The organism is Bilophila sp. 4_1_30 (genome assembly GCF_000224655.1).
Taxonomy (GTDB): domain Bacteria; phylum Desulfobacterota; class Desulfovibrionia; order Desulfovibrionales; family Desulfovibrionaceae; genus Bilophila; species Bilophila wadsworthia.
The window spans coordinates 636,427-661,796 of record NZ_JH114233.1; the positions used below are offsets into that span (position 1 = coordinate 636,427).

At 58.9% G+C, this 25,370-nt stretch carries 15 protein-coding genes and 2 pseudogenes; 11 read left to right on the top strand and 6 right to left on the bottom strand.

Going from position 1 to position 25,370, the window contains the following annotated elements; all coding sequences use genetic code 11:
- Positions 1-11: 11 nt before the first annotated feature.
- From HMPREF0178_RS14745 to HMPREF0178_RS14765, 5 genes are all read left to right on the top strand, one after another.
- Positions 12-1,001 carry an ABC transporter permease gene (locus tag HMPREF0178_RS14745; RefSeq protein ID WP_009368829.1) on the top strand — a complete coding sequence of 330 codons (990 nt, stop codon included), beginning with the start codon at positions 12-14 and terminating at the stop codon, positions 999-1,001.
- On the top strand, positions 1,001-1,906 hold the full coding sequence (locus HMPREF0178_RS14750; protein WP_009368830.1) for an ABC transporter permease: 906 nt from the start codon (positions 1,001-1,003) through the stop codon (positions 1,904-1,906). Before HMPREF0178_RS14745 ends, HMPREF0178_RS14750 begins: the two co-directional genes overlap by 1 nt.
- A 57-nt stretch (positions 1,907-1,963) precedes the next feature.
- The gene (locus HMPREF0178_RS14755; protein ID WP_009368831.1) at positions 1,964-3,535 is read left to right on the top strand and encodes an ABC transporter substrate-binding protein; all 1,572 of its coding nucleotides are present in this window, start codon (positions 1,964-1,966) and stop codon (positions 3,533-3,535) included.
- A 69-nt stretch (positions 3,536-3,604) separates the two neighbouring features.
- The gene (locus HMPREF0178_RS14760) at positions 3,605-4,621 is read left to right on the top strand and encodes an ABC transporter ATP-binding protein (protein ID WP_009368832.1); all 1,017 of its coding nucleotides are present in this window, start codon (positions 3,605-3,607) and stop codon (positions 4,619-4,621) included.
- On the top strand, positions 4,618-5,514 hold the full coding sequence (locus HMPREF0178_RS14765; RefSeq protein ID WP_009368833.1) for an ATP-binding cassette domain-containing protein: 897 nt from the start codon (positions 4,618-4,620) through the stop codon (positions 5,512-5,514). The genes HMPREF0178_RS14760 and HMPREF0178_RS14765 overlap by 4 nt, the downstream gene beginning before the upstream one ends.
- 190 nt (positions 5,515-5,704) lie before the next feature.
- On the opposite strand, the gene HMPREF0178_RS14770 is transcribed toward HMPREF0178_RS14765, so the two are convergent.
- The gene (locus tag HMPREF0178_RS14770) at positions 5,705-6,400 is read right to left on the bottom strand and encodes a DUF421 domain-containing protein (protein WP_009368834.1); all 696 of its coding nucleotides are present in this window, start codon (positions 6,398-6,400) and stop codon (positions 5,705-5,707) included.
- Positions 6,401-7,356: 956 nt separating this feature from the next.
- Here HMPREF0178_RS14770 and HMPREF0178_RS14780 point away from each other — a divergent pair.
- The 3 genes from HMPREF0178_RS14780 to yedF all read left to right on the top strand — a co-directional run bounded on the left by HMPREF0178_RS14780 (position 7,357) and on the right by yedF (position 9,971).
- Positions 7,357-8,121, top strand: coding sequence for an acyl-CoA dehydratase activase (locus HMPREF0178_RS14780; protein WP_009368835.1), 765 nt, complete (start codon positions 7,357-7,359; stop codon positions 8,119-8,121).
- A 35-nt stretch (positions 8,122-8,156) separates the two neighbouring features.
- Entirely contained in the window at positions 8,157-9,290 is a 1,134-nt protein-coding gene (locus tag HMPREF0178_RS14785) for a double-cubane-cluster-containing anaerobic reductase (protein WP_009368836.1), read from the top strand.
- 81 nt (positions 9,291-9,371) lie between these two features.
- Complete coding sequence (gene yedF, locus HMPREF0178_RS14790; protein WP_009368837.1) at positions 9,372-9,971, top strand: sulfurtransferase-like selenium metabolism protein YedF; 600 nt, start codon at positions 9,372-9,374, stop codon at positions 9,969-9,971.
- 299 nt (positions 9,972-10,270) lie between these two features.
- Here the strand turns inward: yedF and HMPREF0178_RS14795 are convergent, their stop codons facing one another.
- From HMPREF0178_RS14795 to HMPREF0178_RS14815, 5 genes are all read right to left on the bottom strand, one after another.
- Positions 10,271-11,194, bottom strand: coding sequence for an NAD(P)/FAD-dependent oxidoreductase (locus tag HMPREF0178_RS14795; protein ID WP_009368838.1), 924 nt, complete (start codon positions 11,192-11,194; stop codon positions 10,271-10,273).
- Between the two features lie 347 nt (positions 11,195-11,541).
- Complete coding sequence (locus HMPREF0178_RS14800) at positions 11,542-11,850, bottom strand: co-chaperone YbbN (RefSeq protein ID WP_039959218.1); 309 nt, start codon at positions 11,848-11,850, stop codon at positions 11,542-11,544.
- A gap of 157 nt (positions 11,851-12,007) precedes the next feature.
- Complete coding sequence (locus HMPREF0178_RS14805; protein WP_009368840.1) at positions 12,008-12,706, bottom strand: Crp/Fnr family transcriptional regulator; 699 nt, start codon at positions 12,704-12,706, stop codon at positions 12,008-12,010.
- A gap of 22 nt (positions 12,707-12,728) precedes the next feature.
- The gene (locus HMPREF0178_RS14810) at positions 12,729-14,132 is read right to left on the bottom strand and encodes an SLC13 family permease (RefSeq protein WP_005024051.1); all 1,404 of its coding nucleotides are present in this window, start codon (positions 14,130-14,132) and stop codon (positions 12,729-12,731) included.
- Positions 14,133-14,326: 194 nt separating this feature from the next.
- Positions 14,327-15,844: a sulfatase gene (locus HMPREF0178_RS14815; RefSeq protein ID WP_005024049.1), complete on the bottom strand. Its 1,518-nt coding sequence runs from the start codon at positions 15,842-15,844 to the stop codon at positions 14,327-14,329.
- 1,199 nt (positions 15,845-17,043) lie between these two features.
- Between HMPREF0178_RS14815 and HMPREF0178_RS23075 the strand changes: the two are divergent.
- The 3 genes and pseudogenes from HMPREF0178_RS23075 to HMPREF0178_RS14825 form a co-directional block, all read left to right on the top strand.
- Positions 17,044-17,919: pseudogene (locus tag HMPREF0178_RS23075) on the top strand (GGDEF domain-containing protein); the annotation flags it as partial.
- Positions 17,920-22,062: 4,143 nt separating this feature from the next.
- Positions 22,063-23,760: pseudogene (locus tag HMPREF0178_RS23080) on the top strand (putative bifunctional diguanylate cyclase/phosphodiesterase); the annotation flags it as partial.
- A 201-nt stretch (positions 23,761-23,961) separates the two neighbouring features.
- Complete coding sequence (locus HMPREF0178_RS14825; protein ID WP_009368842.1) at positions 23,962-25,365, top strand: sensor domain-containing diguanylate cyclase; 1,404 nt, start codon at positions 23,962-23,964, stop codon at positions 25,363-25,365.
- Positions 25,366-25,370: the final 5 nt, after the last annotated feature.

Sequence of the window (25,370 nt, forward strand, 5' to 3'; positions counted from 1 at the left end):
GAAGGCAGACTATGAACAGCAGACAACTGTTGGCTTCTCTCGCACGGAAAACGCTGGTGTTCATCGCTATGATGTTTCTGTTGTCGCTGATCGTTTTCTATGTATCCCGGCTGACCCCCGGCGATCCTCTCCAATCCTTCTACGGCGACGCCATGCAGTCCATGACGACCACGGAACTGGACGCCGCACGGGAACGGCTGGGGCTGAACGGCCCCATCTGGATGCAGTACGCCAAATGGATCGGGAACGTCATGCAGGGGGATTTCGGCATCTCCTTGAAATACAAACGCCCCGTCCTTGATGTCGTTTCTCCGCTTATCGGCAATACGCTCATGCTCGGCGGCATCGCCTACGCGCTGGTCTTTCTGCTCGCCATCGCGCTTGCCCTCTTCTGCGCCCGGTTCGAGGACACCTTCATGGATCGGTTCGTCTGCCGCATCGGCACGGTGGCCTTTTATGTGCCCGCCTTCTGGATGGGCGTGGTGCTGGTGCTCGTTTTCAGCGTCAACCTCAAACTGCTGCCGAGCAGCGGAGCCTACGGGATCGGGAAATCCGGCGACGTAGCCGACCGCCTGCGCCACCTCGTCCTGCCGCTCATCGTCATGGTGGCGAGCCACCTGTGGTATTACGCCTATATGATCCGTAACAAGCTGCTGGATGAAATCCGCCGTGATTACGTGCTGCTGGCGCGGGCCAAGGGGCTCGGAAGGACACGGGTCCTGCTAAGCCACTGCCTGCGGAACGTGCTCCCCACCATCGTCAGCATCATGGCCATATCCATCCCCCACGTCCTGAGCGGCACCTATGTAGCGGAATCCGTATTCAATTATCCGGGCATCGGCCTGCTCGCCGTATCCAGCGCCAAATACCATGACTACAACCTGCTGATGCTCATGGTGCTGATCACCGGGGCGATGGTCATGCTGAGCAGCCTTGTCGCGCAGGCCGTCAACGAAGTCATCGATCCGCGCATGAAGCCTTCTGACGGGGTCGTGTGCTGATGGACGCCTCTTCCAACGATGCCTTCACGATCGTCGGGGCCGGGTACAGGGCGCACCAGCCCGCCATACGGAAAAAAGGCTTCTGGGCGCGGCTGAAAGGCAAGCCCACCCTCTCCGTCGCCGTGTTTTCCGTGATCGCCCTCGGCTGCCTTTTTTCCAACCTGATCATCAACCATGATCCCGCCGAACTCTTTCTCATGAACGTCAATGAGGCTCCCAATGCCGAATTCTGGTTCGGCACGGACTCTCTGGGGCGGGACATTTACTCGATCATCTGGTACGGAGGCAGGGCTTCCATCTTTATCGGGCTGATGAGCGCCGCGGTCATTACCCTTATCGGGGTTTCCTACGGCTGCCTGTCCGGGGTCGCCTCCGGCGTGGTGGACAGCGCCATGATGCGGGCGGTGGAACTCCTGCAAAGTGTCCCGGTCCTTCTGTCCCTGCTGCTGATCCTTTCCCTCATGGGCAAGCAGAACGAGCTCACCATCGCGCTCGTCATCGGCGTCACCGGCTGGTTCGCCCTGTCCCGCATCGTCCGGAGCGAAGTCCGGCAGATCCGCAACAGCGAGTACATCCTCGCCTCGCGCTGCATGGGCGCGCGGTTTCCCTTCATCATGCGCAAGCACCTCATCCCGAATTTCGTGTCGGCGATCATGTTCGTGGTCATTTCCAGCATCAGCACCAGCATGGCGATGGAAGCGACCTTGAGTTTCCTCGGACTGGGCCTGCCTGTGGATGTGCTCTCATGGGGGAGCATGTTGGCATTGGCCGACCGGGCGCTCCTCCTCAACTCGTGGTGGGTCATCCTCATCCCCGGGGTTTTCCTTGTGGTTACGCTGCTGAGCATCACCAGCATCGGCCATTACTTCCGAAAAAGAAGCAACCAAGGGCCAAGCAACCTGTAACCACAGGTCGCCTTTATAAATACAGGCAACGTACGACAATCCGAAAAGGAGAACTTCGTGAAGAGGAACGTATTGACCGCTCCGGTCTTGAAAATGGTTCGCTGGGGCCTCATGTGCCTTGCGCTCTGTCTCGCCTCAATGCCCGCCAACGCCGACGACGAAATGGCGAACACCCTTGTCTACGCCGGAGAAAACGAGGACACCATCAATCCCCTGCTCAACAACCATCAGGAACTGCCCACAATCATTTTTTCCGGCCTGATGAAGTACGACGCCAAGGGCCAGCCGGTTCCCGAGCTCGCCGAGAGCTTCACTTATGATAAAGGGACGCACACCTATGCCTTCAAGCTGCGCGACGGCGTGAAATGGCACGACGGCAAGCCGCTGACCGTGGAAGACATCCTGTTCACCTACGACGCGCTGACCAAAGACAAGACGCTGGCCTCATCCATCACCAGCAACTACGAGGACATCAAGTCGATCACGGCGCCGGACGCCCAGACCGTGGTCTTCACCTTGTCCAAGCCCAACGCCGCCATGCTGGACAACTTCACCATCGGCATCCTGCCCAAGCACCTGTTCGCGGGCAAAGACATCAACACAGCCCCCGCCAACCAGCACCCCGTGGGCACCGGACGTTACAAGTTCGTGGAATGGGACACCGCCGGCGGCATGATCATTCTGGAAAAGAACAAGGACTACTACGGCAAGGTGCCGAACATCGACCGGATCGTCTACAAGACCGTCGCCGTCGAAAGCACCAAGGCCCTCATGCTCCAGTCCGGCGAAGCGGATCTGGCGTGGCTGAACGCCAAGTATGCGGACACGTTCCGGGGCAAGGACGGCTACAAGAACATCGACTTCGCCACCGCCGACTACCGTTCCGCTGCTATGGATTTCCATACCGACTTCTGGAAGCGAAACGGCGACTCCATCGGCGTTCTGAACTACGCCCTGAACAAGGACGCCATCGCCAAAAGCGTACTGAACGGCCAAGGTTTCCCTGCGTTCAGCCCCATCCAGATGAACGCCTACGGCGGCAACAAGGCTGCGGACATCTATCCCTACGATCTCAAGAAATTCGCCGCCGAAATGGAAAAGCTCGGCTGGAAGAAGGGCAAGGACGGCATCTACGAGCGCAACGGGCAGAAGTTCTCGTTCACGATTCAGGTCCGGGACTATGAGGAAGAACGCGTGGACATCGCCAAGGTCATCGCCAACGAATTGAAGAAAGCCGGGGTCGACATGCAGATCGTCCTCGTCACCAAGTTTGACTGGAAGGCCGGGTACAACGGGTTCCTCGCCGGGTTCGCCGCCGAATTCGACCCGGACGGCGTCTACAAGGATTTCGTCACCGGAGCCAGCGACAACACCATGGCCTATTCCAACCCCAAGGTCGACGAACTGCTGAAAAAGGGCCGCGCCACCGAAGATCCGGCCCAGCGCAAGGCCATCTACGGCCAGTTTGAGGAAGCCTATGCCGAACGCCCCGGCCACCTGCTGGTCGCGTACCTGAACGGCAACTACGTCAGCATCGCCGGGCTGCAAGGGCTTGATACCGCGCGCGTTCTCGGCCACCATGCCGTGGGCGTCATGTGGAACATCGAAGACTGGACGCTGAACCGTTAACCGCACGCAGCAGGGCCGTCCGGGACATCCGGGCGGCCCCGGCTGCCTTTTCGGAGCACCGAGGAAGACATGGACACCGTATTGGAACTGGAAAACGTTTCCGTTCATTTCGACACGCCCGACGGAACCGTTCAGGCCGTCCGGGACGTTTCGCTGTCCCTCAAGAGCGGCGAAACGCTTGCCATCGTGGGCGAATCCGGATGCGGCAAGTCCGTTTTGTGCAAATCGGTCATGAAACTCCTTCCCGGCAATGCCCGGATCAGCGGCAAAATGCTCATCGACGGCAAGGACATTGCCCCGTATACCGAAAAACAGATGCGCAAGCTGCGCGGTTCCCTGTTTTCCATGCTGTTTCAGGACCCCATGACCACGCTGAACCCCACGATCCCCATCGGGAAGCAGATCACGGAAGCAGTGCTGAAACACCGCAAAATGAGCCGGGAAGATGCGCAAAAACTGGCCGTGGAGATGCTCCACCGCGTAGGCATCGACGATCCAGCCCAGCGGATGCTCTTGCAGCCGCACTATTTTTCCGGAGGGATGCGCCAGCGGTGCGTGCTTGCCATCGCGCTGGCCCTGAACCCGCACATCCTCTTCGCCGACGAACCCACTACGGCGCTGGATGTGACCGTACAAGCGCAGATGCTCGACCTGCTGCGTGATATCCAACGCAAGACTGGCATCGGCATCGTGCTGGTTTCGCACGATCTGGGCGTGGTCGCCCGCATCGCGGACCGGGTCGCCGTGATGTATGCCGGGAAAATCGTCGAGATCGGGACCGCCGAGGAAATCTTTTACGACCCGCGCCACCCGTACACATGGGGGCTGCTAGGCGCCCTTCCCTCTCAGGCCGTGGAAAACGGGGAGCTCAGGGGGATTCCAGGTATGCCGCCGACGCTCCTTGATCCGCCTCCGGGTGACGCCTTCGCCGAACGCAATCAGTATGCCATGAAAATCGATTACGAGCGGATGCCTCCGATGTTCCCCGTTTCCGAAACCCACAGCGCCGCAACATGGCTTCTGGATGAAAGGGCGCCCGCGGTCACGCCTCCCGTCACCATCAAACGCCGCGGTATGGTCCATTGAAGAATCCGGTTCTTTTATCCGTCAGAAACTACAAGCAGCATTTCCCCATCAACAAGTCCCTGACGGTGTACGCCGTCAACGGGATCTCTTTCGACTTGCGAAAGGGGGAAATCTTCGGGCTGGTCGGGGAATCCGGCTGCGGCAAGTCGACGGTGGCGCGCGCCATTATGGGCATTTATACCCCGACGGAAGGCGAGATTTACTTCAAAGACTTTCTGATCTCGGAAAAGCGCTCCTACCGGGAGCACAAGAAAGATATCCAGCGCAATATGCAGGTTATCTTCCAGGACTCCGCGGCGGCCCTGAATCCACGCATGAAGGTTGCCGACATCATTGCGGAACCCCTGGTTATCAATCGTGTTTATCCCGATAAGGTCCGGTTGCGGGCCGAAGTGGACAAACTGCTCACGCTTGTCGGGTTGGACACCAGCTACGGCAACAAGTTTCCGGCCGAGATCTCCGGCGGACAACGCCAGCGCGTCGCCATCGCCCGCAGCATAGCCGTCAACCCCGAACTGATCGTCGCCGACGAGCCCGTTGCATCACTCGACGTTTCCATACAGGCGCAAATCGTGTCCCTCTTTCAGCACTTGCAGCGGCAGCATGGCTTCACGTTCCTGTTCATCGCGCACGACCTGTCGATGGTCCGCTACCTCTGCGACCGCGTGGGCGTCATGTACGAGGGCAGGCTGGTGGAGCTCGCCCCGGCGAAAGAGCTTTTTGGGACCCCCCTGCATCCCTATACCCGTGCGCTGCTCTCCGCCATTCCCGTACCGGATCCTGTTTACGAACGCTCAAAAAAGATCATCCCCTACACGCATGAAACGGCGGATCTGAGCGGGGAATGGCGGGAAATCCTGCCGGAACATTTTCTGCTCGCCCGGAGTGAGTAAGGCCATATCGCGGGCCGGATTTTACATTCCCGCTATGCCTTTCCCTGAACCATCCCGCCGGTAGCGCGGGGAGGCTTCATCCGTACAAGGCACGGACATGGCGTGATCTCCTCTTCCGGATAGGAAAAACTCCTCGGGATGTCTCGCATGGCGTCACCTTGAAGGGCATTCCTCTCCGGCGGTATCCTTTTCAATCTCTTTTTTCCGTGCGCTCAACGATATACAGTCCCCCGGCTTTTCCCCTTTCATCATCAATAAGTTCGTTCCATTCGGCAAAAAAGATTTCTTTATACGATTCGTATCCCCTTTTATGTAATTCATTTTTCAACCATCCTTCATCCTTTTCCATCATTTCCAGAGCGCCTGTATCCATTGTCCCGTTCGTTATGAGTATATTTGATGTTTTGCGGGCATCTTTTTTCTGAATGGTGGCCTGCCCATTCGGCTCAATCTGCGCATTCCATATATCATAGAGGGAGTGAACGCCCTGGATTCTGGATAATGTCGCAAAATCAGCGATATCAAGACCCAAGAGTTCAAATTTATCCTGTAAATACTTGCCTTTTATCACAACAGGAGTAGGCCTTCCCACTATCATCTTCTGACCGGACTCCGTGTGTATGCGCAGGGCATTTACCCCTAATACCAGAAGCTGCCATATCGCCAATACGATTATGAATTGTACGGTAGTTATGTCCTGATTATAAATAACACCGCCAATGATGCCGCCCATCACAAAATTGCCTATAAGGTCGACCGGGGTCATCTGTGCCAATTGGCAGCGATTGGTCGTCCGCAGCACCCAAAGAAAACCGATCAGCCCTACAGCCAATTTGATCGCAATGTTCCCGTATGAAAGAAGCGAAGCTGTCATGGCACTATCCATTGAACTCTCCAGAAACGTTCTCTCTCAAACCCTCTAACGGCCTAGGCGTATTCCCTTTGCTCTCCCTTGCCTGTTCGTGGTCCAAGGATACGCCCAGAAAATCTTGCTGTCCGTTATCTTATTCCAGAGGAGGCGATAAACGGTCAGGACAAGGGAGCGAAATGACGCAATCCAAACGGGAAAAGGCAATCCTATCCGTCATCTATGAAAATCAAACGCTAAACGCCCTTTACATTCCAATGGCCAGCGATTATTGCTTTATGAAAATACTGAGCAAAGGTACCCCATGTCTCGTTTCCGCCATCAGATTTCAGGCATGACCTGACGCCGTCTGCGGTGGGGCTGTATGTCCCCGTCACAGTTGGCGGTGTGCTGATAGCGGCATCTTTCCCGCCTTTCTTTCCTGACGGACATTCCCCCATCGCTTTTCCCGTATGGTTGCATACGGGCTTTTTTGTGTCTTGTGCGCGATACACGTTTCACTGCCGCGTCGGAGGCTCCGGAATCCTTTCGGAGCGTTCATACACAACAAGTATTGGGGAAATGTCCATGTTCGCACCCTTCCGTCGGGCACCCCTTGCCGGGCTTGCCGCACACGGCCTGTTCGGGAAACCCTCGGCCGAGCTTCCTTCCTTTGAGGCTGCCTCGTTTTCACGGCGCGCCACTCCCCGCCCCTCGCGGCCGTGTCCAAGGACAGTGCCTTCAAAGCTCAATGCGTCTGCCCTGAGCCTTTCGCCGATCGGGAAAACTACGCGCTTGTCGAAAACGGTAAGCCCCTCGGCGTTTCCTGATACCCCTGCCTCGAAGAGTTCTTCCGGATCCGCTTTCTTGCGTGCCCAGAAGCATACGGACATGGGCACGCCCGTGAAGAGCCTCTGCCCGTTCCGGACGGAAGGGCAGGCTCCCGCCGTCCCCAAGGGTTCCGCATCCGACGCCGCCCCCATAAGGAGAACCGTATGCCTGTAGCCGGTGTCGATGTCGGCTCCGTAGCCGCCAAAGCCGTTATCTTCGATCCCCAATCGCGTTCGCTGTTGGGCAAGGCCGTCCTGCCCACAGGATGGAACGCGCGCGAGGCCGGGGAAAAGGCTCTGGCCGCCGCCTGTGCCGACGCGGGCGGGATCGCGGCATCCCGTATTGTCGGAACGGGGTACGGGCGCATTTCCCTGCCCTTTGCGGACAAAGTGGTCACGGAGATCACCTGCCACGCGCGCGGTGCCGTCCACCTCTTCCCCGGAACGGGTGTTGTGCTCGACATCGGAGGGCAGGACAGCAAGGTCATCAGTACGGCCCCGGACGGCTCGGTGCAGGATTTTCTGATGAACGACAAGTGCGCGGCGGGCACGGGCCGTTTTCTACAGGTCCTTTCCGGCATCCTCGGCATGGAGCTGGCGGAACTCGGCGAAGCCGCCGGACGGGGAAAGCCCGCCGCCATTTCCAGCATGTGCGCCGTATTCGCGGAGACGGAAATCATCGGCCTGCTTGCGCAGGGTACGCCAACCGCCGATATCGCCGCCGGCGTCTTCCGCTCCATCGCCCGGCGTATGCGGGGTCTTGCCGCCCGCATACCCTTACGCGGCGAATGCACGTTCACGGGGGGGCTGGCGACAAGCCCTTCGTTCAGCAGGCTGCTTTCCGAAGAACTCGGCGTCCCGGTCAACGTGCCGCAGTATCCGCAATTCGTCGGAGCCATCGGAGCGGCCTTGATTGCCGCCCGCATCTGAACGGCTTCACCACCATACCTTGAAGGAGAACTTTCATGGCATACGCAAGTCTCGAACGGTTCCGCGACATCACCGGGCGCAATGTGCTGGCGCTGCAACAAGCCAAAGAAGCGGGGAAAAAAGTCGTGGGCCAGTACTGCATCTATTCGCCGCTGGAAATCGCCCTTGCCGCAGGAGCCATTCCGGTTTCGCTGTGCGGCACGAAAAACGATTCCATCCCGGTGGCGGAAACCATGCTCCCCCGCTCCCTTTGCCCGCTGATCAAGAGCAGTTTCGGTTTCGCGCTCCAAGACAGCTGTCCCTATCTCGCCGCCTCGGACATCGTGGTGGCGGATACCACCTGCGACGGCAAGAAAAAGATGTACGAACTGCTGGCCGCCTACAAGCCGGTCGTACTGCTCCAGCTTCCGCAGATTCAGGATGGGGACGCCAAGGACTACTGGCGCGCCCAGTACGCCAAGCTCGCCGCGAAGCTGGAAAAGGATTTCGGCGTCACCATCACCACGGACGATCTGCGGGATGCCATCCGGCTGACCAACCGGCTCCGCCGCGCCCTCAAGGATGTCCTTGACCTTGCCAAGCGCAAACCGTCGCCCCTGACGGGCATGGATCTGCTGGATATCTGTTTCCGGGCTTCCTTCATGCCCGATTACGAGCAGGCCATCGCGCTCCTTCAGGACATCGCCGCCGAGAGCGGCGGGGCAAGTGACGGGGCCGTTTCCCCGGACGCGCCCCGCGTCCTGCTCACGGGCGTCCCCACGGGGCTGGGCTCCCACAAGGTCATCCAGCTCCTCGAAGAGTGCGGGGCGAGCATCGTCTGCATCGACAACTGCACCTGTTATAAAAAAGTGCGCCTGATGATGGATGAAACCGCCGATCCTCTGACCGAACTCGCCGGACGGTATCTCGACACGCCATGCTCTGTCATGTCGCCCAACCCCAACCGCTACACGGCGCTGCGAGAGCTGACGGAAGCGTTCCAGGCGGACGCCGTGGTCGATCTCACCTGGCAGGGATGCCAGACCTACGATGTGGAATCGTGGTCCGTCAAAAAGTTCGTGCGTGAGGAACTGGATCTGCCGTTCCTCCAGATCGTGACGGACTACTCGGAGGCGGATACCGAACAGCTCAAGGTTCGTATCGAAGCCTTCCTCGAAATGCTCAACTAAGCCTTTCGGCGGTATGGAAGCGCCGTCCAGCGTTTGTGCGGACGGCGGCCGTTTCATGAAAAAACAGAAAAGGATAGTCATATGACCAAGGAATTGAATTGCTGCGGGTTGGCCTGCCCCGAACCAGTCATCCGCTGCCGCAGGATGCTGGAAGAAGAAAAACCCGCCTCGCTGCGCGTGTTTGTGGACAATACGGCGGCTTCGGAAAATGTGAGCCGCTTTCTCGGCCGCAACGGCTATTCCGTGGAAGTACGGCAGGAAGGAGCCGCCTTGTGGTCCGTTTCCGCCACGGCGTGCGGATGCCGCGTCACCGAGCCGGAACCCGCCGCCGCAACCCTCACGCCCGGCAAAACGTTGGTGCTCATCACCACCGAAACCTTCGGGCGCGGCGATGATGAGCTGGGCGAAAAACTGATGGGGAATTTCCTGGCCACCCTGCCCGAGCTGGGGGAGAGCCTGTGGCGCGTCATTCTGCTGAACGGCGGCGTGAAGCTCGCCGCCACCCCCGGAAAAGCACTGGACAGTCTGAAGGCTCTGGAAAACGCGGGGACGGACGTCCTCGTCTGCGGAACCTGCCTTGATTTCTACGGCCTCATTGAGGCGAAGCAGGCCGGACAGACCACCAACATGCTGGATGTCGTGACCAGCCTCGCACTGGCCGACAAGGTCATCCGCCCGTAAAATCCCTTTCCGTTTGCCGAGGCACGGGTTCAGGCCCCGCTTCTGGAGAAAACGGTTCGGCAGACAAAAAACTCCCCCTCCCGGCGCAAACCAGGAGGGGGAGTTTGGACACATATTCCGACACACAGCTACACGCTCTTTAACCGCATGTTATTGAGGATAAAGAAGTGTATTCAAGTGGATAGAATATGCGTGCGTCCCCCCGAGGGAACGTCTCTCCCCGCCGCCCGTTCATGCGGGCGGCATGGCGGGGGAGGACGCCTTTCCCCAAACATCCTCCCCCGGAGTCATACATAACCTTATTTCTTGCGGCTGCGCAACCAACGCTCGGCGGCGAGAGCGGCTACGGTGCCGTCGCTGACCGCCGTGGTGATCTGGCGGTACAGCTTGTGGTTGATGTCGCCCGCGCCGAACACGCCGGGAATATTGGTAGACATGTCTTCGCCCGCAAGGATGTAGCCCTTGTCATCAAGGGCGATCGCATCCTTGAACCATTCGTTGTTCGGAGACTGGCCGAGGAAGACGAAAATCCCGTCCACGGGCAGCGCGGTGCGTTCGCCGGTCTGCGCGTTTTCGAGGATGGCGGCGGACAGCTTGCCGTCCGTGACTTCCACGTCCACGACCCTGGTCGTCTTGAAGCCCTTCACGCGGGGATCGCCGAGCAGGGCGTCCTGCGTGGCCTCCGCCGCGAAGAAGCGATCCATGATTTCCACCACGGTCAGCTCGGCGACGCCGAGATTCAGGAGATACAAGCCTTCGTCGAAGGCGCTGTTCCCGCCGCCGACCACGAGCACGCGCTTGCCTTTGTACGGAGCGCCGTCGCAGATCGCGCAGAAGTGCATCTGATCGCATTCGGTGGGCACGTCCAGCGCAATGGGCTTGCGGCCCGTCGCCAGAATGATCGCCGGGGCCTTGTAAACGATACCGTCCCCATGCACGGCTTTCTCGTCTTCGCCAAGCTCAAGGCCGGTGACTTCGAACACTTCCTCCACTTCCACGCCCATGTGATCCACGTGTTCGCGCATCTTTTCCATGAGTTCCATACCGTGGATCTCAGGGTAGGAGGGAAAATTCTCCACCGTATACGTCGAATTCACCAGCCCGCCCGTCACATTCGTCTCGAGGAGCACCACATCGAGGTTCGCGCGTTTCGCGTAGATCGCCGCCGTCATCCCGGCAGGCCCGCCGCCCAGTACGATGATGTCACAAGTACGTTCTTCCATTGCAAGCTCCTGATGGAAACTCCTGATTTGCCGAGAAAAAGGCCCCTTACAAAAAGCCTCCTTTCCCGGCCCCCACCTCAACACGTTTCGGCTGGTGAGGAGATGACGCCACGGCTTTCCCGCATGGGAACCGCCGCCTTTTCCGAGACAGACGACGCGACGACCGGCCCCGCCTTTGCCCATGCCTTGCCGCCGAAGGGAATTCGGCTCACGCAATCATTGGCAAAAACAAGAAGCCATCGAAACCTTCATCGTAACGGATGTACAAGAGAAAAAGACAATGCGAAGGGAAGGAGGAACACGAATCAGCGCACCGTTCTCGAATCCCCCTTCCCCCATTCGGCAACTTAGGCCTTCTCGAAGAACGCGGCCATTTCGCGGGGGTTCATGAGGCCGACCTTGGAAGCTTTGACCTCACCGCCCTTGATGACGAAAATCGTCGGCGGGCGTTCCGCGCCGAGCGCGGCGGCAGCGGCGGCGTTCTCTTCAATATCGATGCCGTACAGCGCGATGCCGGGTTTGGCAGCTCCGAACTTCTCAAGCACCTTCTCCATGTTCTTGCAATGCGGGCACAGCTTCTTGAAGAACAGCAGCACGCCCTTTTCCGTCGCGGCAAGGCGATCCTTGTAGTCGGCTTCGGTGATGATCTCGATCATAATGTCACTCCAATGGGTTTCATGCGGTTCTCTCGTCACGAAAGGGGGATTCCCCTCCGTGCCGCCTCCCTTCCTCAAAAAGGTGTGGGAAGGCGGTGTATCCAGGGAGGGAGAAACCGTGCGGGTACCTCCGAAAGTTCCCTCTCCCCGGCTCATCTTATTTTCCTCCCTCGCTCGGGTTGCACAACTCCGCGAGGGCTTCGCGGTCGAGGATCTCAAGGGAACACCGGGTAAAGTGCCCCAGAACGCCCCGATCGCGCAGCGTCCGGATAATGCGGCATACCGTGCTCCGATGCAAGCCGAGCACAAGGGCCAGCTCGGACTGCGACACGCCGGGGTTGACCACGCGGGTCCGGCGCTCATCGGCCAGCCGGTGCAGATACCGGCATACCTGCGTCTGCGGGTCCAGCTCGACGCTTTCGGTTATCTGGCTGTAAAAGGCCCCGGCCTTGGCTCCGAGCGAGTGGACCAGATTGCTCATCAGCGCCGGATGGTGCCGCACGAATTCGGCATCGTCCAGCAGGGTCCGGGGAAAATTATAGACTTCACAGGATTCCAGCGCCACCAGCGACGCGGGATGCGAAGGGGAAACATGCAGCAACACGATTTCGCGGAAGAGGCACCCCGGCTCGATATAGAGCACGATGCGCTCCTTGCCCGTTTCGGAAAGATTCAGGAGCCGTACCCTGCCCTTCTCCAAAAACGAGAAGGTGGAGGTTTCGGGATCGTCTTCCCACTGGTAGGACTTGCCTACCATCTGACGCTGGCCTAGATGCAGGACCGAACGCCACGGGCTGTTGAGATCCCGGATGCGGAAAACCGGGCCTTCCTGCTTGCAGAATCCGAAACGGTTCATGTTTCCTCCTTTTCACCCCTCCCTACAGGTTCATCATAGGCCAGATAAAGGTGGCAACGAACGCCACGATCAGGCTGGCCAAAACCATACGCGTCAGCATGATACCGATAAGGTAACGGACGCGGACGTATCCGGTCGCGAACATGATCAAGGCCGGGGCCAGCTCATACGGCAGGAAGAACTGGTCAAGCCCGTACAGGAAGCTGTACAGGATGGGCTTGATCCCAAGGTTCAGCGAGGTGGCGATTTCGGCCATGGGCACGCTCAGGGACGTTGCCGCCGCGACAGGCGTCAGCACGAGGTTGGCGACGACGCCCACCCAATAGGCGAACATGGACGAACCGGCATTGCTGTCGATCTGCTGGAGGTAGGGCACCAGCTTCCCGGCCAGCCATGCGGGGATGCCGAGGGTTCCCGCCACAATGCCGATGGCCATGCAGCCCGCGATAAAGAACAGGATGGGGAACTGCACCTTCTTGAGATCGCTGGCTTCCATCAAGTTGAAGATAGGGGTGAATCCAAGCAGGACCATGCTGCAGAAGGCGAAGTAGCCGGGGATACCGTGCCACGGTTCGCTGATAAAAGCCACCAGCGCGAGCAAGGCCAGGACGAGGGTCTTCTTTTCGTCGCGGCTCATCTTGCCGAGAGTGGCGAGTTCCGCTTCGGCACAAGCGCGGCAGCGGGAAATGTGCTCGCCAAGCTCACGCCCGCCGAAAAGGTGCAGGATGGTATAGGCCAGCAGCGCGTGCCCGATCTGGTAAGGCAGATTTTCGCTGTAGAAGCCCAGCCATGTGAACGGGACGCCCATGTCCTTGACCATGAGCAGGCCGATGATGCCCGTGTTGTTGGGCAGGTAGGCAGCCGAAGAGATGGTCGCGCCGAAGAAGGCGGCAAGGACGATGGTGGTCGCGGAACGGGAAGTCACGGACAGGTTGAGGCTCTGGCACATGCCGGTGGCGATGGCCATGAACAGGATGTCGACCGTGATGACGTCGGGGATGATCGCGCTGACGATGAATCCGGCGAGCAGGAACGCGATGTACATGCGAATGGGGGTGGTCCCCACGCGGCTGATGGTGAACAGGGCAATACGGTTGGCGAGGCGCGTCTTTTCCATGAGCACGCCGATGAGCATACCGCACATGCACAGCCACGGGATGGGGGTGGTCCAGCCGACGAAAGCCACATCCGGGGCCGCGATGCCCGTCAGGATGTAGTACATCAGGAGCAGGACGGCGGTGACGAAGTTCGGCAGCAGGTCAAAGGCGAACATGCCGATCGCCATGATCGTCCCGAACCAGTAGAGGTTCACTTTCGGCGTGCTCGGGTCATAAAAGCACCAAGCCACAAAGAGGCCACCGAGCAGGCTCGTCAGCCAGCCTATCCACTTTCCGGACAGCTTGTTGGTCGCAACGGCAGTTGTCATATGCGCTCCGCGCAGTGCATGGAATAGAGTGAGATATATGGAAAAGGAAGCCCCGCAGCCCGGCAAGGATCCGGCACCTCCCCAACACAGTGAACAAGGGTTCGCTAAAAACAAAAACCTTAGGAAGGGGAGGGATTGGGGGGTGGGGGAAGGGAGGGGAACCCCTTCCCCCAGTTCTCCCTTTCTTCCTATCCTCAGCTCGTGCGGATTTCGCCGATGACGAGCTTGAGCTGCTGGAGCATCTCGCGGGCCTTGTCGGGATTCTGATCCGCGATGTTGTTGAGCTGGAAGGGGTCGGCCTTGCGGTCGTACAATTCATCATGATCGGGCACCTGCACCTTCGCGCCAGCCGTGCAGGTCCACATTTCTTCCTTCATTTCGGTGCCGGAACCGGCGATGCAGTCCACGCTGTCCTTCACGTCCTCGCTCACCAGCCAGTGCACGTAGGAGTAATCCTCGGTGATGAGGGACCACGACATGCCGTAGTACCCGGCGATGGCGCAGTCGCGCACGGTGTCGGTCTCGCCGCGCATCACGGGCAGGAGGCTGATGCCCTGCATTTCCGAGGTGTCGTAGGTCGGGAAGCCGAAATCGCTCGCCTTCTGCGGCGTGCCGAGCTCCCCGAGCGCGTCCATGATGGTCGCGGTCACGTCCACGTTCTGCACGAAACTCTTGATGCGCTTGCCGCCTTCGATGCCGGGGACGTGCATGATCAGAGGTACGTGCACGAGTTCCTCATACGGCCAGGGACGGCACTTGCGCATGATGCCGTGGCCGTGCTCGCCTTCGCCCATCGGCTGGCCGTGGTCGGACATCAGCACGATAAGGGTTTCATCCCAGAGCCCCTGAGCACGGATGGAGTCGAGCAGTTCGCCCACCCACTTGTCCACCTGCGTGATCTTTTCCATGTACAGGGCGCGGATGTGCTCGCATTCGCGTTCCGTGATGCGGCCCTCGATGGGCGTCCACGGCGCGAGCACCAGCGGGTTGCCTACGTATTCGGGATCGTAGGGGCAGGGTTCGCCCTTCCACACGGATTCCGGGTCCCAAGGTTCGTGCGGATCAAAGGAGTCCACCCAGAGCAGGAAGGGGCGGGTCTTGTCGCGGCGGTTGGACAGCCAGTTTTGGGCATCCGTCATGACGCGGGAAATATAGCTGTCTTCGGGCTTGCGGAACTGCTGCTGGCGCAGGAAGCAGCCGATTTCGTCGAGGAGCTGCGTGCTGTCGTCGTCGATGACTTCGCCTTTTTCATTGAAAACCATCGTGGGGGAGGTGTAGTCTTCCGGCTTCAGCGCGGGATCCAGCGGCACATCGGCAAAGCTGGTGTGGTCGAGCTCCTGGCCGGGGTTGAAGCTCACGAAATCGAAACCGCGGGAATAGCCGTACTTGGGCAGGCGCATGGGCGGGGTGTCGTAGACGAGGGCCGTCTGCATGTTCTTGCCCCACATGATGTCGGCGACGGTGGTGTCGTCAGGAGCGAGAGGCTGCCAGCCGCCGTAAGGCAGGGTGAAGCGGCCGGTCATGAGGGCGCGGCGCACGGGCACCGTGGGCAGGCCTTCACTGTAGGCGTTTTCGAAGAGGAAGCCCTGACGGGCGAGGCGATCGATATTGGGGGTCTTCACAACCTTGTTGCCGTAGCAGCCAAGATAGTTGAACTGGAGCGTGTCGAGCATGATCAGCACGACGTTCTTGATCTTGCGGTCTTCTTTCATGGCGGTTCCTTCCGTAGAGAGGGTTGGAGGGTCGCTGTGCGACCTTGTTCTTGCATTCACAATACGGATTTCAGGGACATTTTCTGTCTCCCAAGAGACACTTTTCACCTTTTCCGATTTTTTTCACGAAAGCTCCGGAGGAATCGAGAAGCCGGAACAGGGCCGTTTATAAAGTATAATACTATATGTTCATTAGCTTTTTTATGATAAAAAAATGAACGCTCCGATTGGCCGAAAACCCTTGAGCCACAAAGGTTTTGAGTGGAATGGAGTCATTCAGCAAGGATCTTTTCTTCACATGACAAAAGAACGAAACAACTTGCGGAGATGATGGTATGTTATTCAGAATCGGGAAGCGGAAAGGGCGGCCCGCCCCCCCCCCGAAGGGGACACCTCTTTCGGCTGGATGCATTGTGCAGCTCCCGACGCCACCCCATACGCGGAAACCCGCCACCCTGTTTCGCCCGGCGGAGAAACCTTTTCAATCGGGCCGATCATACCCCCAGAGCACCCGGCTCTACCGCGCAGAGCGGGCACATCAGCAAGCCAAGCGTCTCTTGACCACAACAAGCGGGCGGCATCTTGAGGATACCGCCCTGCTGCCTCCGCCCAAGAACCGTATCCCTCCGCAACGGGAACGGTTGTGGAATAACTTCCGGCATCAAGCGGCATTTCCGCTTGATGAATGGCACCCGTAAGCCTATACTCTATGCTATCGGATGTTTTGCCGGCTTTTATATTCTTTGATACGATGCGTGCCGGACTTTTTCCGACATGCGGGGGGGGCATCCCCCGGAGTGTCTCCACACCCTATCCAAGAGAACAGTGGAATGAACAGGCTCCAGGAATTCCTCGACAACCCGCACATAATCACCGGAACTGCCACCGTTGCCGCGGATCCGCAACTTACCTTGATCGCGGCGAACAAGGCCCTCTATACGCTTGTCGGGGAAACCGCCGAGTCGTGCCGCCAACAGGGCAACTCCCTCCTTCATTGGATCGAACAATCTTCCGCCGTGCGCCTCATCGGGCTCCTCGCCGGGCACCCTCCCCTTTTCGACTGGGAAGGGGTGCTCGTCCGCAAAGACGCCACCTCCGTCCGCATCCGCCTCTCCGGCACGCGCATGGAAGGCGTCCTCCACGAAGGCCAGTACCCCGTTTACCTTTCCGCCTTTACCGATCTCGCCTGCGTGGAGGAGATGCTGCGCAGCGCCGAATACGAGCGCCGTAAATACGCCCTCATCGCCGACATTTCCGAAGATCTGCCCTTTGAATACGACTTTGAGACGGATACCATCGCCTACACCCAAAAGTACCATAAGGTCTTCGGGCACGAACCCGTTATTCCCCGTTTCCGCGAACGGCTGGGCAGAGGCGAGGCCATCGATCCCGTAAGCGAGGGGTTCCGTGAACCTTTTCTCGCCCTCGACGCCGAAAAAGCCTCCACCGAGGCCGCACCCGAACGGTTCCTGCCCACCCACTCAGGCCGCAAGCGCTGGTTCGCCCTCTACAGCACCAACATCCTGGACACACTCGGCAAGCCCGTCAAATCCGTGGGCGCGCTGCGCGACATCGACCGGCAGAAGCGCGAACAGCTCAGGCTCCTTGATAAGAGCCGCACCGACTCCATGACCGGGCTTTACAACAAGGTCACGACCGAAGAGGAAATCCGCATCGCCCTGCGCGACGCAAGGCCCGGCAGTTCCGGCGTGCTGTTCATGATCGACATCGACAATTTCAAGGACGTCAACGACAGCATGGGGCACCTCGCCGGGGACTCCATCATCATGGAAATCGCCCGCCAGCTTCGGCGCACCTTCCGGCAGGACGACATCATCGGGCGCGTGGGCGGCGACGAATTCCACGTCTACATGCGCGACGTTTCTGAAATCGCGGGTATCCGCACACGCGCGCAGTCCCTCTGCTCCTCCATCCGCAACCTGTTCAAAAACAGCAATATCGACAACGCCGTCTCCGTCAGCGTGGGCATCGCCGTTACCGAGCGCCCCATCGCCTATGAGGATCTGTTCCGGCAGGCCGACGTCGCCCTGTACCACGCCAAAGGGAACGGCAAAAACCGTTACGAATTCTTCGGCCAGTCCTCCGGCGGAGACGCCGACGGCGTCCAGACATCCGCGCCCCTCGCCGTCAACACCGTCCGCAACAGCATCATGGTGGACATCATCGATATCCTCTTCAGCATGTACGACATGCACGAAGGGATCGACAAGGCGTTGCATTTCATCGGAAACGCCTTGCGCGTGGACAAGATTCTCATATTTGAATACTCGCTCGACGGGAAGGCCGTCAGCATCGCGCATGAATGGTGCTCCGATCCGAAATGGAGCACCAAGGAGCAGCTCCAAAACGTCCCCATCGACAAAATCGAGCTGCCCAAAACACGGGACTCCAGCGGCATCTATTATTGCAGCGATTTTTCGGAAGTCCCCCCGGAAGAAAAAACGTTCATCCTCGACGACACCATCTCCTCGCTCCTCCAGTGCGACATCGTGCGCGACGGGCACGTGGTCGGCCATATCGGCTTTGAGGAGCGCGGCAACCGCCGCATATGGACGCAGCAGGAAGTGGACGCCCTCATCCTCATGTCCAAAATCATCGGGGAGTACATCCGGCAGCGCCGCTCCGCCAGCCTTTTGCGCGAAAGTTACGAATCCACCCGCAACATCCTCAACAGCCTGCCCAATACGGCGGTCTATGTCATCGACGCCAACCACCGCATCGTCTACTTCAACGATACGGTCGCCCGCGCATATCCCAATGTCAGGCTCGGGGTGACCTGCTTCGAGGTATTTTGGGGCAAATCCGATATCTGCTCCTTCTGTCCCGTGACAAAACACGGCGGCGGGGAGGCGTTCACCACTCTGCATGAACACCCGCCCTTCAAGGGCATCTGTGAAATTTCGGTTTCCTGTATCCTTTGGGAAAACAAGGAGCCCGCACACGTCGTGCTCATTTCAGAGCGCCTTCTGACGCCCGAGGAGCGCGAGGCCAAGGCCAAGCGCGATTCCTTCGCCCGCGCCCTCTGCGAGAGCTATCATTATGTCGTGGACGTGGATCTCGGCACCGGCCATTTTGAGCTTCTGGCCAACCGCAATGGCCTCGCCACCGACACTTCGGGCGATTACGCCGCCCATTTCGAGCTGTTCTTCGGTCATATCCTCCCACAGTACCGTGACGCCTTCCGTGAACGCTTCTCCCTCGAAGGGCTGCGGGCAGCCTTCGCGGCAGGCGTAAACGACAGGAATATCCATCTCGAATACCAGTTCGCCGAGGAGGCCGGACCCCGCTGGCGCACCCGCATCGCCTTCGCCTATACGCAGGACGACGGATCGCGCCACGTCCTCCAGTGCATCCGGGACATCGACGATCAGAAATCCGCCGAATCCACCCGCAGGCAGGAAGAGGAAAACCTTCAAGTCGCCCTTCAGAACAGCTACGCCAAGATCTACAGGATGGACCTCGCCGCCAACCAGCTGACCTGCCTGTTCTGCAACACCAAGCTGCTCGCGCCCATTGATGTCAGCGGCGAATTCGACAAGGACATCATCACGGTCATGAAAACCCGCGTCCATCCGCGGGATCGGGTGATCTTCCTGAATTTCTTCACCGCCGAAAGCATTCTCAGAAAACTCGACGCCGGGGAAGAGCTTTCCGCCGAATACCGCAAGCTCGGCCTTGACGGGACCTATCACTGGATGCTGGCCCTCATCGTGCCCCTGCCGACCGGCAAACGGGGAGAGGCCGTCCTCCTCGTGCGCGACGTCACCGAGAGCAAGGAGAAGCAGGACAACTATCTCCTCGCCCTGCAAAACAATTATTCCGAAATCTTCTCTCTTGACATCAAGAACCGCTCGGTCACCCCGCTGTTCTACAACAGCGAACAGGTAGCCATTATCAAGGGAGGGGCCGACTATTCCTCGTTTGTCCACCAGCGCGTCGTCGACCGCGTAGCTCCCGGATCACTCGAAAGCGTGCTCGATTTCTACGAGCGCCGCCTTTTCGAGGAACTGGAACGCGGCGGCCACCCCGAATGTGAATACCGCAAGCGTTCGTCGGAAAACGGCCCCTACCGCTGGATCGCGGCCTCGGCGCAGCCTGTCCCCGGCAACGAGGGGCACGCCCTCATCCTGCTGCGCGACGTCACCAAGAAAAAGGAAGAGGAAAACAACTACCTCCTCGCCCTGCAAAGCAACTATACGGAAATTTTCCGCCTCGATCTTGAGGCCGGGCTTATCGCCCCCCTCTATTACAACAGCGAACAAGTCACCATTTCTCCGACCCTGATGCCCATCGAGGAATTCGTCCTCGATCGTGGCAAAAACCGCGTGCACCCAGAAAGCCTCAAAAGCGTCCGCACCTTTTACGACGTGCCGAACATCACGGCCCGGCTCGACCTGGGCGAGGCCCCACAACTCGAATACCGCAAACGGCAGGACGCTGGAAAACCCTACCGGTGGGTCAACGCCACCATCCGGGCCATCCCCGGAGCGTACCACCATGCCCTGCTCCTGCTGAGCGACATCACCGAACAGCTCAACGAGGAGGCCGATTTCTACAAGGCTCTCCAGCACAGCTATTCCGAAATCTACGAGGTCATGCTCGATACGGATTCCATGCGCATCGTGCACCGGGACGGGGATTCCACGTTGGCGAAACCCGAGCTGACCCATTCGTATTCGCGGGACACCCGCACCATCGCCAACCGGTACATCCACCCCGATGACCGGGAGTCCTTCCTTGACCTGTTCTCCCCGGAAAACGTCAGCAGGAAGGTGGCCGACGATCCCCGGCTGTCCACAGAATACCGCGTCCTTGCCGTCGACGGGACCTATCATTGGATCTCGATACTGGTGCTGCCCATGCCCGGATCGTCGGGGCGTCTGCTCGTCCTCTGGCAGGACATCAACGAACGCAAAAGGATGGAGGAAACCGCCGCCCGTCTCGAACGCCGTCAAAGCGCCGTGTTCCGCCAGTCCGGGGACTGCATCATCGAAATCAACCTGCGCACGTGGCAGTTCCACCGCAACGCCTCCGCACCGAGCCTGCCCAGCGAACCCCGTTCCGGCGACTACCGCACATTCCACGCCGAAACAATAGCGATGATCCATCCCGCCGACCGCGAACGCATCAACCGCACCACCATGCCCAAAGCCCTGCTTGAGGCCTGCCGCGCACATTCCCGCACCCTCGTCGATCAGTATCGGGTGCTCTTTGGCGAAAACGAACAGTTGTGGCTCGAAAACCGCGTGTTTTTCCTTGAAGAAGGCGACGATATGACCGCCTTTTTCATCATCCGGGACATCACGGAGCAGAAGCGCGTCGAAGAGGAACGCGCCCTTGAGGAAGAGCGCTACAACATCGCCCTGCGCAACACGTATACCGAAATCTACGAAATCGACCTCAGCACCGATACGCCCCACCTTGTCTACGCCGCCGACACGCCCATGATCCCCGTAGATCACGACAAGAACGGCAATATCCACACCATAGCCGCCACCCTCATCCACCCTGAGGACCGGGAACGCTTCCTCACCGCTTTCATCGGGAGCAACATCAGCAAGGAGTTCAGCGAAGGCCGCATGGAAGTCCCCGCCGAATACCGCCGCCTTGGCAGCGACGGCAAGTGGTACTGGGTTTCCGCCTTCATCGTTCCCCTGTGCGGGCACGAATCCTGCCGTACCGACAAGGGGATACTCCTCGTCCGCGACATCTCCGAACAGCGTGAAGAAGAACAGCGCCGCCGCATCAGTGAGCAGTACGATCATGCCCTGCGCAACATCTACGACGAGCTGTACGAACTGAACATCACGCAGGACAGCTACCGTATCGTGTACCACGTGAAGGGCAAGTATGTGACCCCGCCCGAGCAGGGCCGCCTCAGCCAGTGCATCGATCTTGTATCGCGCAACATGATCTTCCCTGAAGACCGCGCCCGCTTCCTCGAATTCTTTAATCTCGATGCGCTGCGGCAGAACTTCGCGGCGGGCCGGGAATACCTTATCGGCGAATTCCGCAAGCTCTGGCACGACCGGAAGTACCACTGGGCGTCGATCACCATGTTCCCCGTGGCCCAGCCCGACGGCGGCGACGAGATCTATCTCGCCTTCATCATGGATATCGGGGACAAGAAGCAGGCGGAGGAAGTCGCTCAGCAGAACATCCTCCTCGAGCGCCAGCGCCTCGACGACGAGCGCTACCGGACCATCGTGGAGCAGACGGACACCCTCGTCTTCGAGTGGAACCTCGAAACCGATACCCGTTACATCTCGCCGGAGATCGGCGCCCGTTTCGCCGGGAACTACGACCACCGTGATCTGATGCACGTCTGGCGGGAAGACATTGTGATCCATCCTGACGATCTGCCCCTGCTCACCGCTTTTCTCAAGGATTCGCGCACCCAGCGCTATACCGAGATGACCGCCCGCTTCCGCAAGCGCGACGGCGTGTACATCTGGTGCAAGGCGGCCCTCACCTGCCTGCGCGACGACAAGGGCAATCCCAAGCGCTATATCGGCACGCTCAACGACGTCGACAGCGCGACCCGTTCCGTGCTCGCGCTCAAGTACCGGGCCGAGTTCGATCTCCTGACCGATCTGTACAACATGCACACCTTCTACTCTCAGGCGGCACAGGCCGTGCACGCCTACCCCGAGCGCCGCTACAGCATCGTCCGCATGGACATAGACCGCTTCAAGGTCATCAACGACCTGTACGGCCTTGAGGAAGGCGACAAGCTCCTTATTGCCATTGCGGATCTGCTGCGGGAAAAGATGGCCGGGACCCACAGCGTCTACGGACGCCTCGGCGGGGATGTGTTCTGCCTGTGCGTGGACTACTCCCGTGAGCGTATCCTCGCCCTCATCAAGGAATTGACGGACAGGCTCGCCGACTACCCCTTGCCGTACAAGGTCGTGCCTTCGTTCGGCATCTGCGAGGTCGACAACATCGACACGCCCATCAACGTGCTCTGCGACTGGGCCAACCTCGCCCTCAAGACGATCAAGGGGAATTACCTGAACAGCTACGCCTTCTACGACGGCAAGCTGCGCGAGAGGATCCTTGAGGAAAAGAAGATCGAAAACCAGATGCACGACGCCCTTCTGCAGGGCCAATTCGTTCTGTATCTTCAGCCAAAGGTGCACATCCCGACCTCGCGCATCATCGGCTCGGAAGGGCTGGTGCGCTGGATACACCCCACCGAGGGGCTGATGCCGCCGGACCGTTTCATCCCCCTGTTCGAGAAGAACGGCTTCATCATCCGGCTGGATGAGTACATCTGGGAGCAGGCCTGCATCACCTTGCGCAACTGGATTGACCACGGCCTCACGCCCACGCCCATCTCCGTGAACATGTCGCGTATGCATATCCACGATCCGCGCCTGCGTGAAAAGCTGCTCGACCTGATGCGCCGCTACGAACTGCCGCCGCACCTCCTCGAACTGGAACTCACCGAAAGCGCCTTCCTCGAGAACGAAAGCGGGCTCTTCGAATCCATGAAGGTTTTGCAGGCTTTCGGGTTCCAGTTCTCCATGGACGATTTCGGATCAGGCTACTCGTCTCTGAACATGCTCAAGAGTATGCCCGTGGACTTCATCAAGATCGACCGGGGATTCCTCAACGAGGTCGTCACGACCGAACGCGGCAAAACGGTCATCCGGTTCAGCATTTCCCTCGCCCGAGAAATGAGCATCAAGGTCATTGCCGAAGGCGTGGAAACCGAGGAACAGGCCGCTTTCCTGCTTCAGGCCGGATGCGCCTACGCGCAGGGCTATTTCTATTCGCGCCCCCTGCCCATCCCGCAGTTTGAGGCGTTGGCCTTTGGGACAGAACATCCTTTCCCCGTCGCCCCGAGCATCAAAGCCCTTGCCGAAAAACTGGAAAAAGACAGCACATGATGGAAGGCCTCCTGCGGAAACATACCTCTGGAGGAGGCCTAAGCCCATAGCGCAACACTATCAGAGTGCCGCCATTTTTCTGTTGCCAGAGCCATAGGATCCCATTAGAGTCTATTGGTTGGACGAACAGTGTCATAATATCCCACCGACAGAACGTCTGTCTCCGCCATTCCGCGCCGGCTACCCGTAATCAGGCCTTCTATGAAAAAGAAACTCTTCAGGACCCACGTCTTCATCACGGGTATCGTGCTCATTGGGTTCATTTGTATAACAATCATTAACTACTGCACATACGGCGTGGTCATCAGGGATGACATCAGGAATATCTCCCGCCTTACCTCCCTGAACATCTTTTCTTCCATCAGTAACGAACTGACCAAGCCGATTTTCGTCTCCCTGACAATGGCCAATGACAGCTTCCTCAAGAGCTGGCTCCGGGGAGAGAATGATTCACCGGAACAAATCGCGGAGCTGCAAGACTACCTCAACGGCCTGAAGAGGAAATACAACTACAGTTCGGTGTTCCTTGTCTCGGCAAAGACAAATATTTACTATCATTATAATGGGATAAATAAGATCGTCAGCAGGGATGACTCCCACGACGTCTGGTACTACAACTTCGTCGCTTCCGGGATCCCCCACCGGCTTGAGGTCGACACCGACGAAATGGCCCGCAATGAGCTGACCGTGTTCGTGGATTGCCGTATCGAAGACGATCACGGCGAACTCATGGGCGTGGTGGGCGTCGGGGTCAAGATGCGTGAATTGCAGCAGATCCTCGCCTCGTTCGAGCTCGATTTCGATCTGACGGCGTTCCTCGTCAACCGCGAGGGAGTGGTACAGGTCCACACCTCCGACGCCATGATTACCAACGCCACCATCGACGACCTGCTGCCCGTATCCGAATACCGCAAAAAGATCTTCACCAAGAGCCGTGTGGAAAGCTCGTGGTATAAGTACAACGGGCAGGAAACCTGCCTCGTCACCCGTTACATCGACGATCTCGACTGGTATCTCATCGTGGAAAAAGATACCGCCATCATTAAGGAATCACTCCTCTCGCAGCTTTGGAAGGACATCCTCGTCGTGGCGTGCATCATCATCCTGATCCTGCTGCTGGTTTCGGGGACCGTATCGCGCTACGACAAATTCATGACCCTGTTTGCCACCACGGACAAACTCACCGGGCTCATGAACCGGGAACGCTTCAATGCCATCCTGAGCCGGAAACTCTGGGAACGGCCTCTCGTATTCATGTTCGACGTGGACCACTTCAAACACATCAACGATACCCGCGGCCACCTTTGGGGCAATGAAGTCCTTGCCCGTGTGGGGCATAAGGCTGAGGAAATCGTCGGTAAGGCCGGTTGCGTGGCCCGCTGGGGCGGGGACGAATTCATCGGCTTCATCGATGCGCCGGGCGATGCCGAGGAAACCTTGAGATGCCTTCTGGAAAGCGTGCGCGATCTCGATAACCACGTCACCATCAGCATCGGCGCGACCCGCATCAACCCCGAAGACGACATGGACGCCATACTCATGCGCGTGGACGACGGCATGTACCGCTCCAAAGCCGAAGGCCGCGACCGCATCACCTACGTTTGAAGCCC

Bases quoted from the DNA above. Each gene is read 5' to 3' on its own strand.
- HMPREF0178_RS14770 (WP_009368834.1), bottom strand. From the start codon at position 6,400: ATGGATAGTGCCATGACAGCTTCGCTTCTTTCATACGGGAACATTGCG.
- HMPREF0178_RS14785 (WP_009368836.1), top strand. From the start codon at position 8,157: ATGGCATACGCAAGTCTCGAACGGTTCCGCGACATCACCGGGCGCAAT.
- HMPREF0178_RS14760 (WP_009368832.1), top strand. From the start codon at position 3,605: ATGGACACCGTATTGGAACTGGAAAACGTTTCCGTTCATTTCGACACG.
- HMPREF0178_RS14805 (WP_009368840.1), bottom strand. From the start codon at position 12,706: ATGAACCGTTTCGGATTCTGCAAGCAGGAAGGCCCGGTTTTCCGCATC.
- HMPREF0178_RS14780 (WP_009368835.1), top strand. From the start codon at position 7,357: ATGCCTGTAGCCGGTGTCGATGTCGGCTCCGTAGCCGCCAAAGCCGTT.
- HMPREF0178_RS14825 (WP_009368842.1), top strand. From the start codon at position 23,962: ATGAAAAAGAAACTCTTCAGGACCCACGTCTTCATCACGGGTATCGTG.
- HMPREF0178_RS14815 (WP_005024049.1), bottom strand. From the start codon at position 15,844: ATGAAAGAAGACCGCAAGATCAAGAACGTCGTGCTGATCATGCTCGAC.
- HMPREF0178_RS14810 (WP_005024051.1), bottom strand. From the start codon at position 14,132: ATGACAACTGCCGTTGCGACCAACAAGCTGTCCGGAAAGTGGATAGGC.
- HMPREF0178_RS14745 (WP_009368829.1), top strand. From the start codon at position 12: ATGAACAGCAGACAACTGTTGGCTTCTCTCGCACGGAAAACGCTGGTG.
- HMPREF0178_RS14800 (WP_039959218.1), bottom strand. From the start codon at position 11,850: ATGATCGAGATCATCACCGAAGCCGACTACAAGGATCGCCTTGCCGCG.
- HMPREF0178_RS14795 (WP_009368838.1), bottom strand. From the start codon at position 11,194: ATGGAAGAACGTACTTGTGACATCATCGTACTGGGCGGCGGGCCTGCC.
- yedF (WP_009368837.1), top strand. From the start codon at position 9,372: ATGACCAAGGAATTGAATTGCTGCGGGTTGGCCTGCCCCGAACCAGTC.
- HMPREF0178_RS14750 (WP_009368830.1), top strand. From the start codon at position 1,001: ATGGACGCCTCTTCCAACGATGCCTTCACGATCGTCGGGGCCGGGTAC.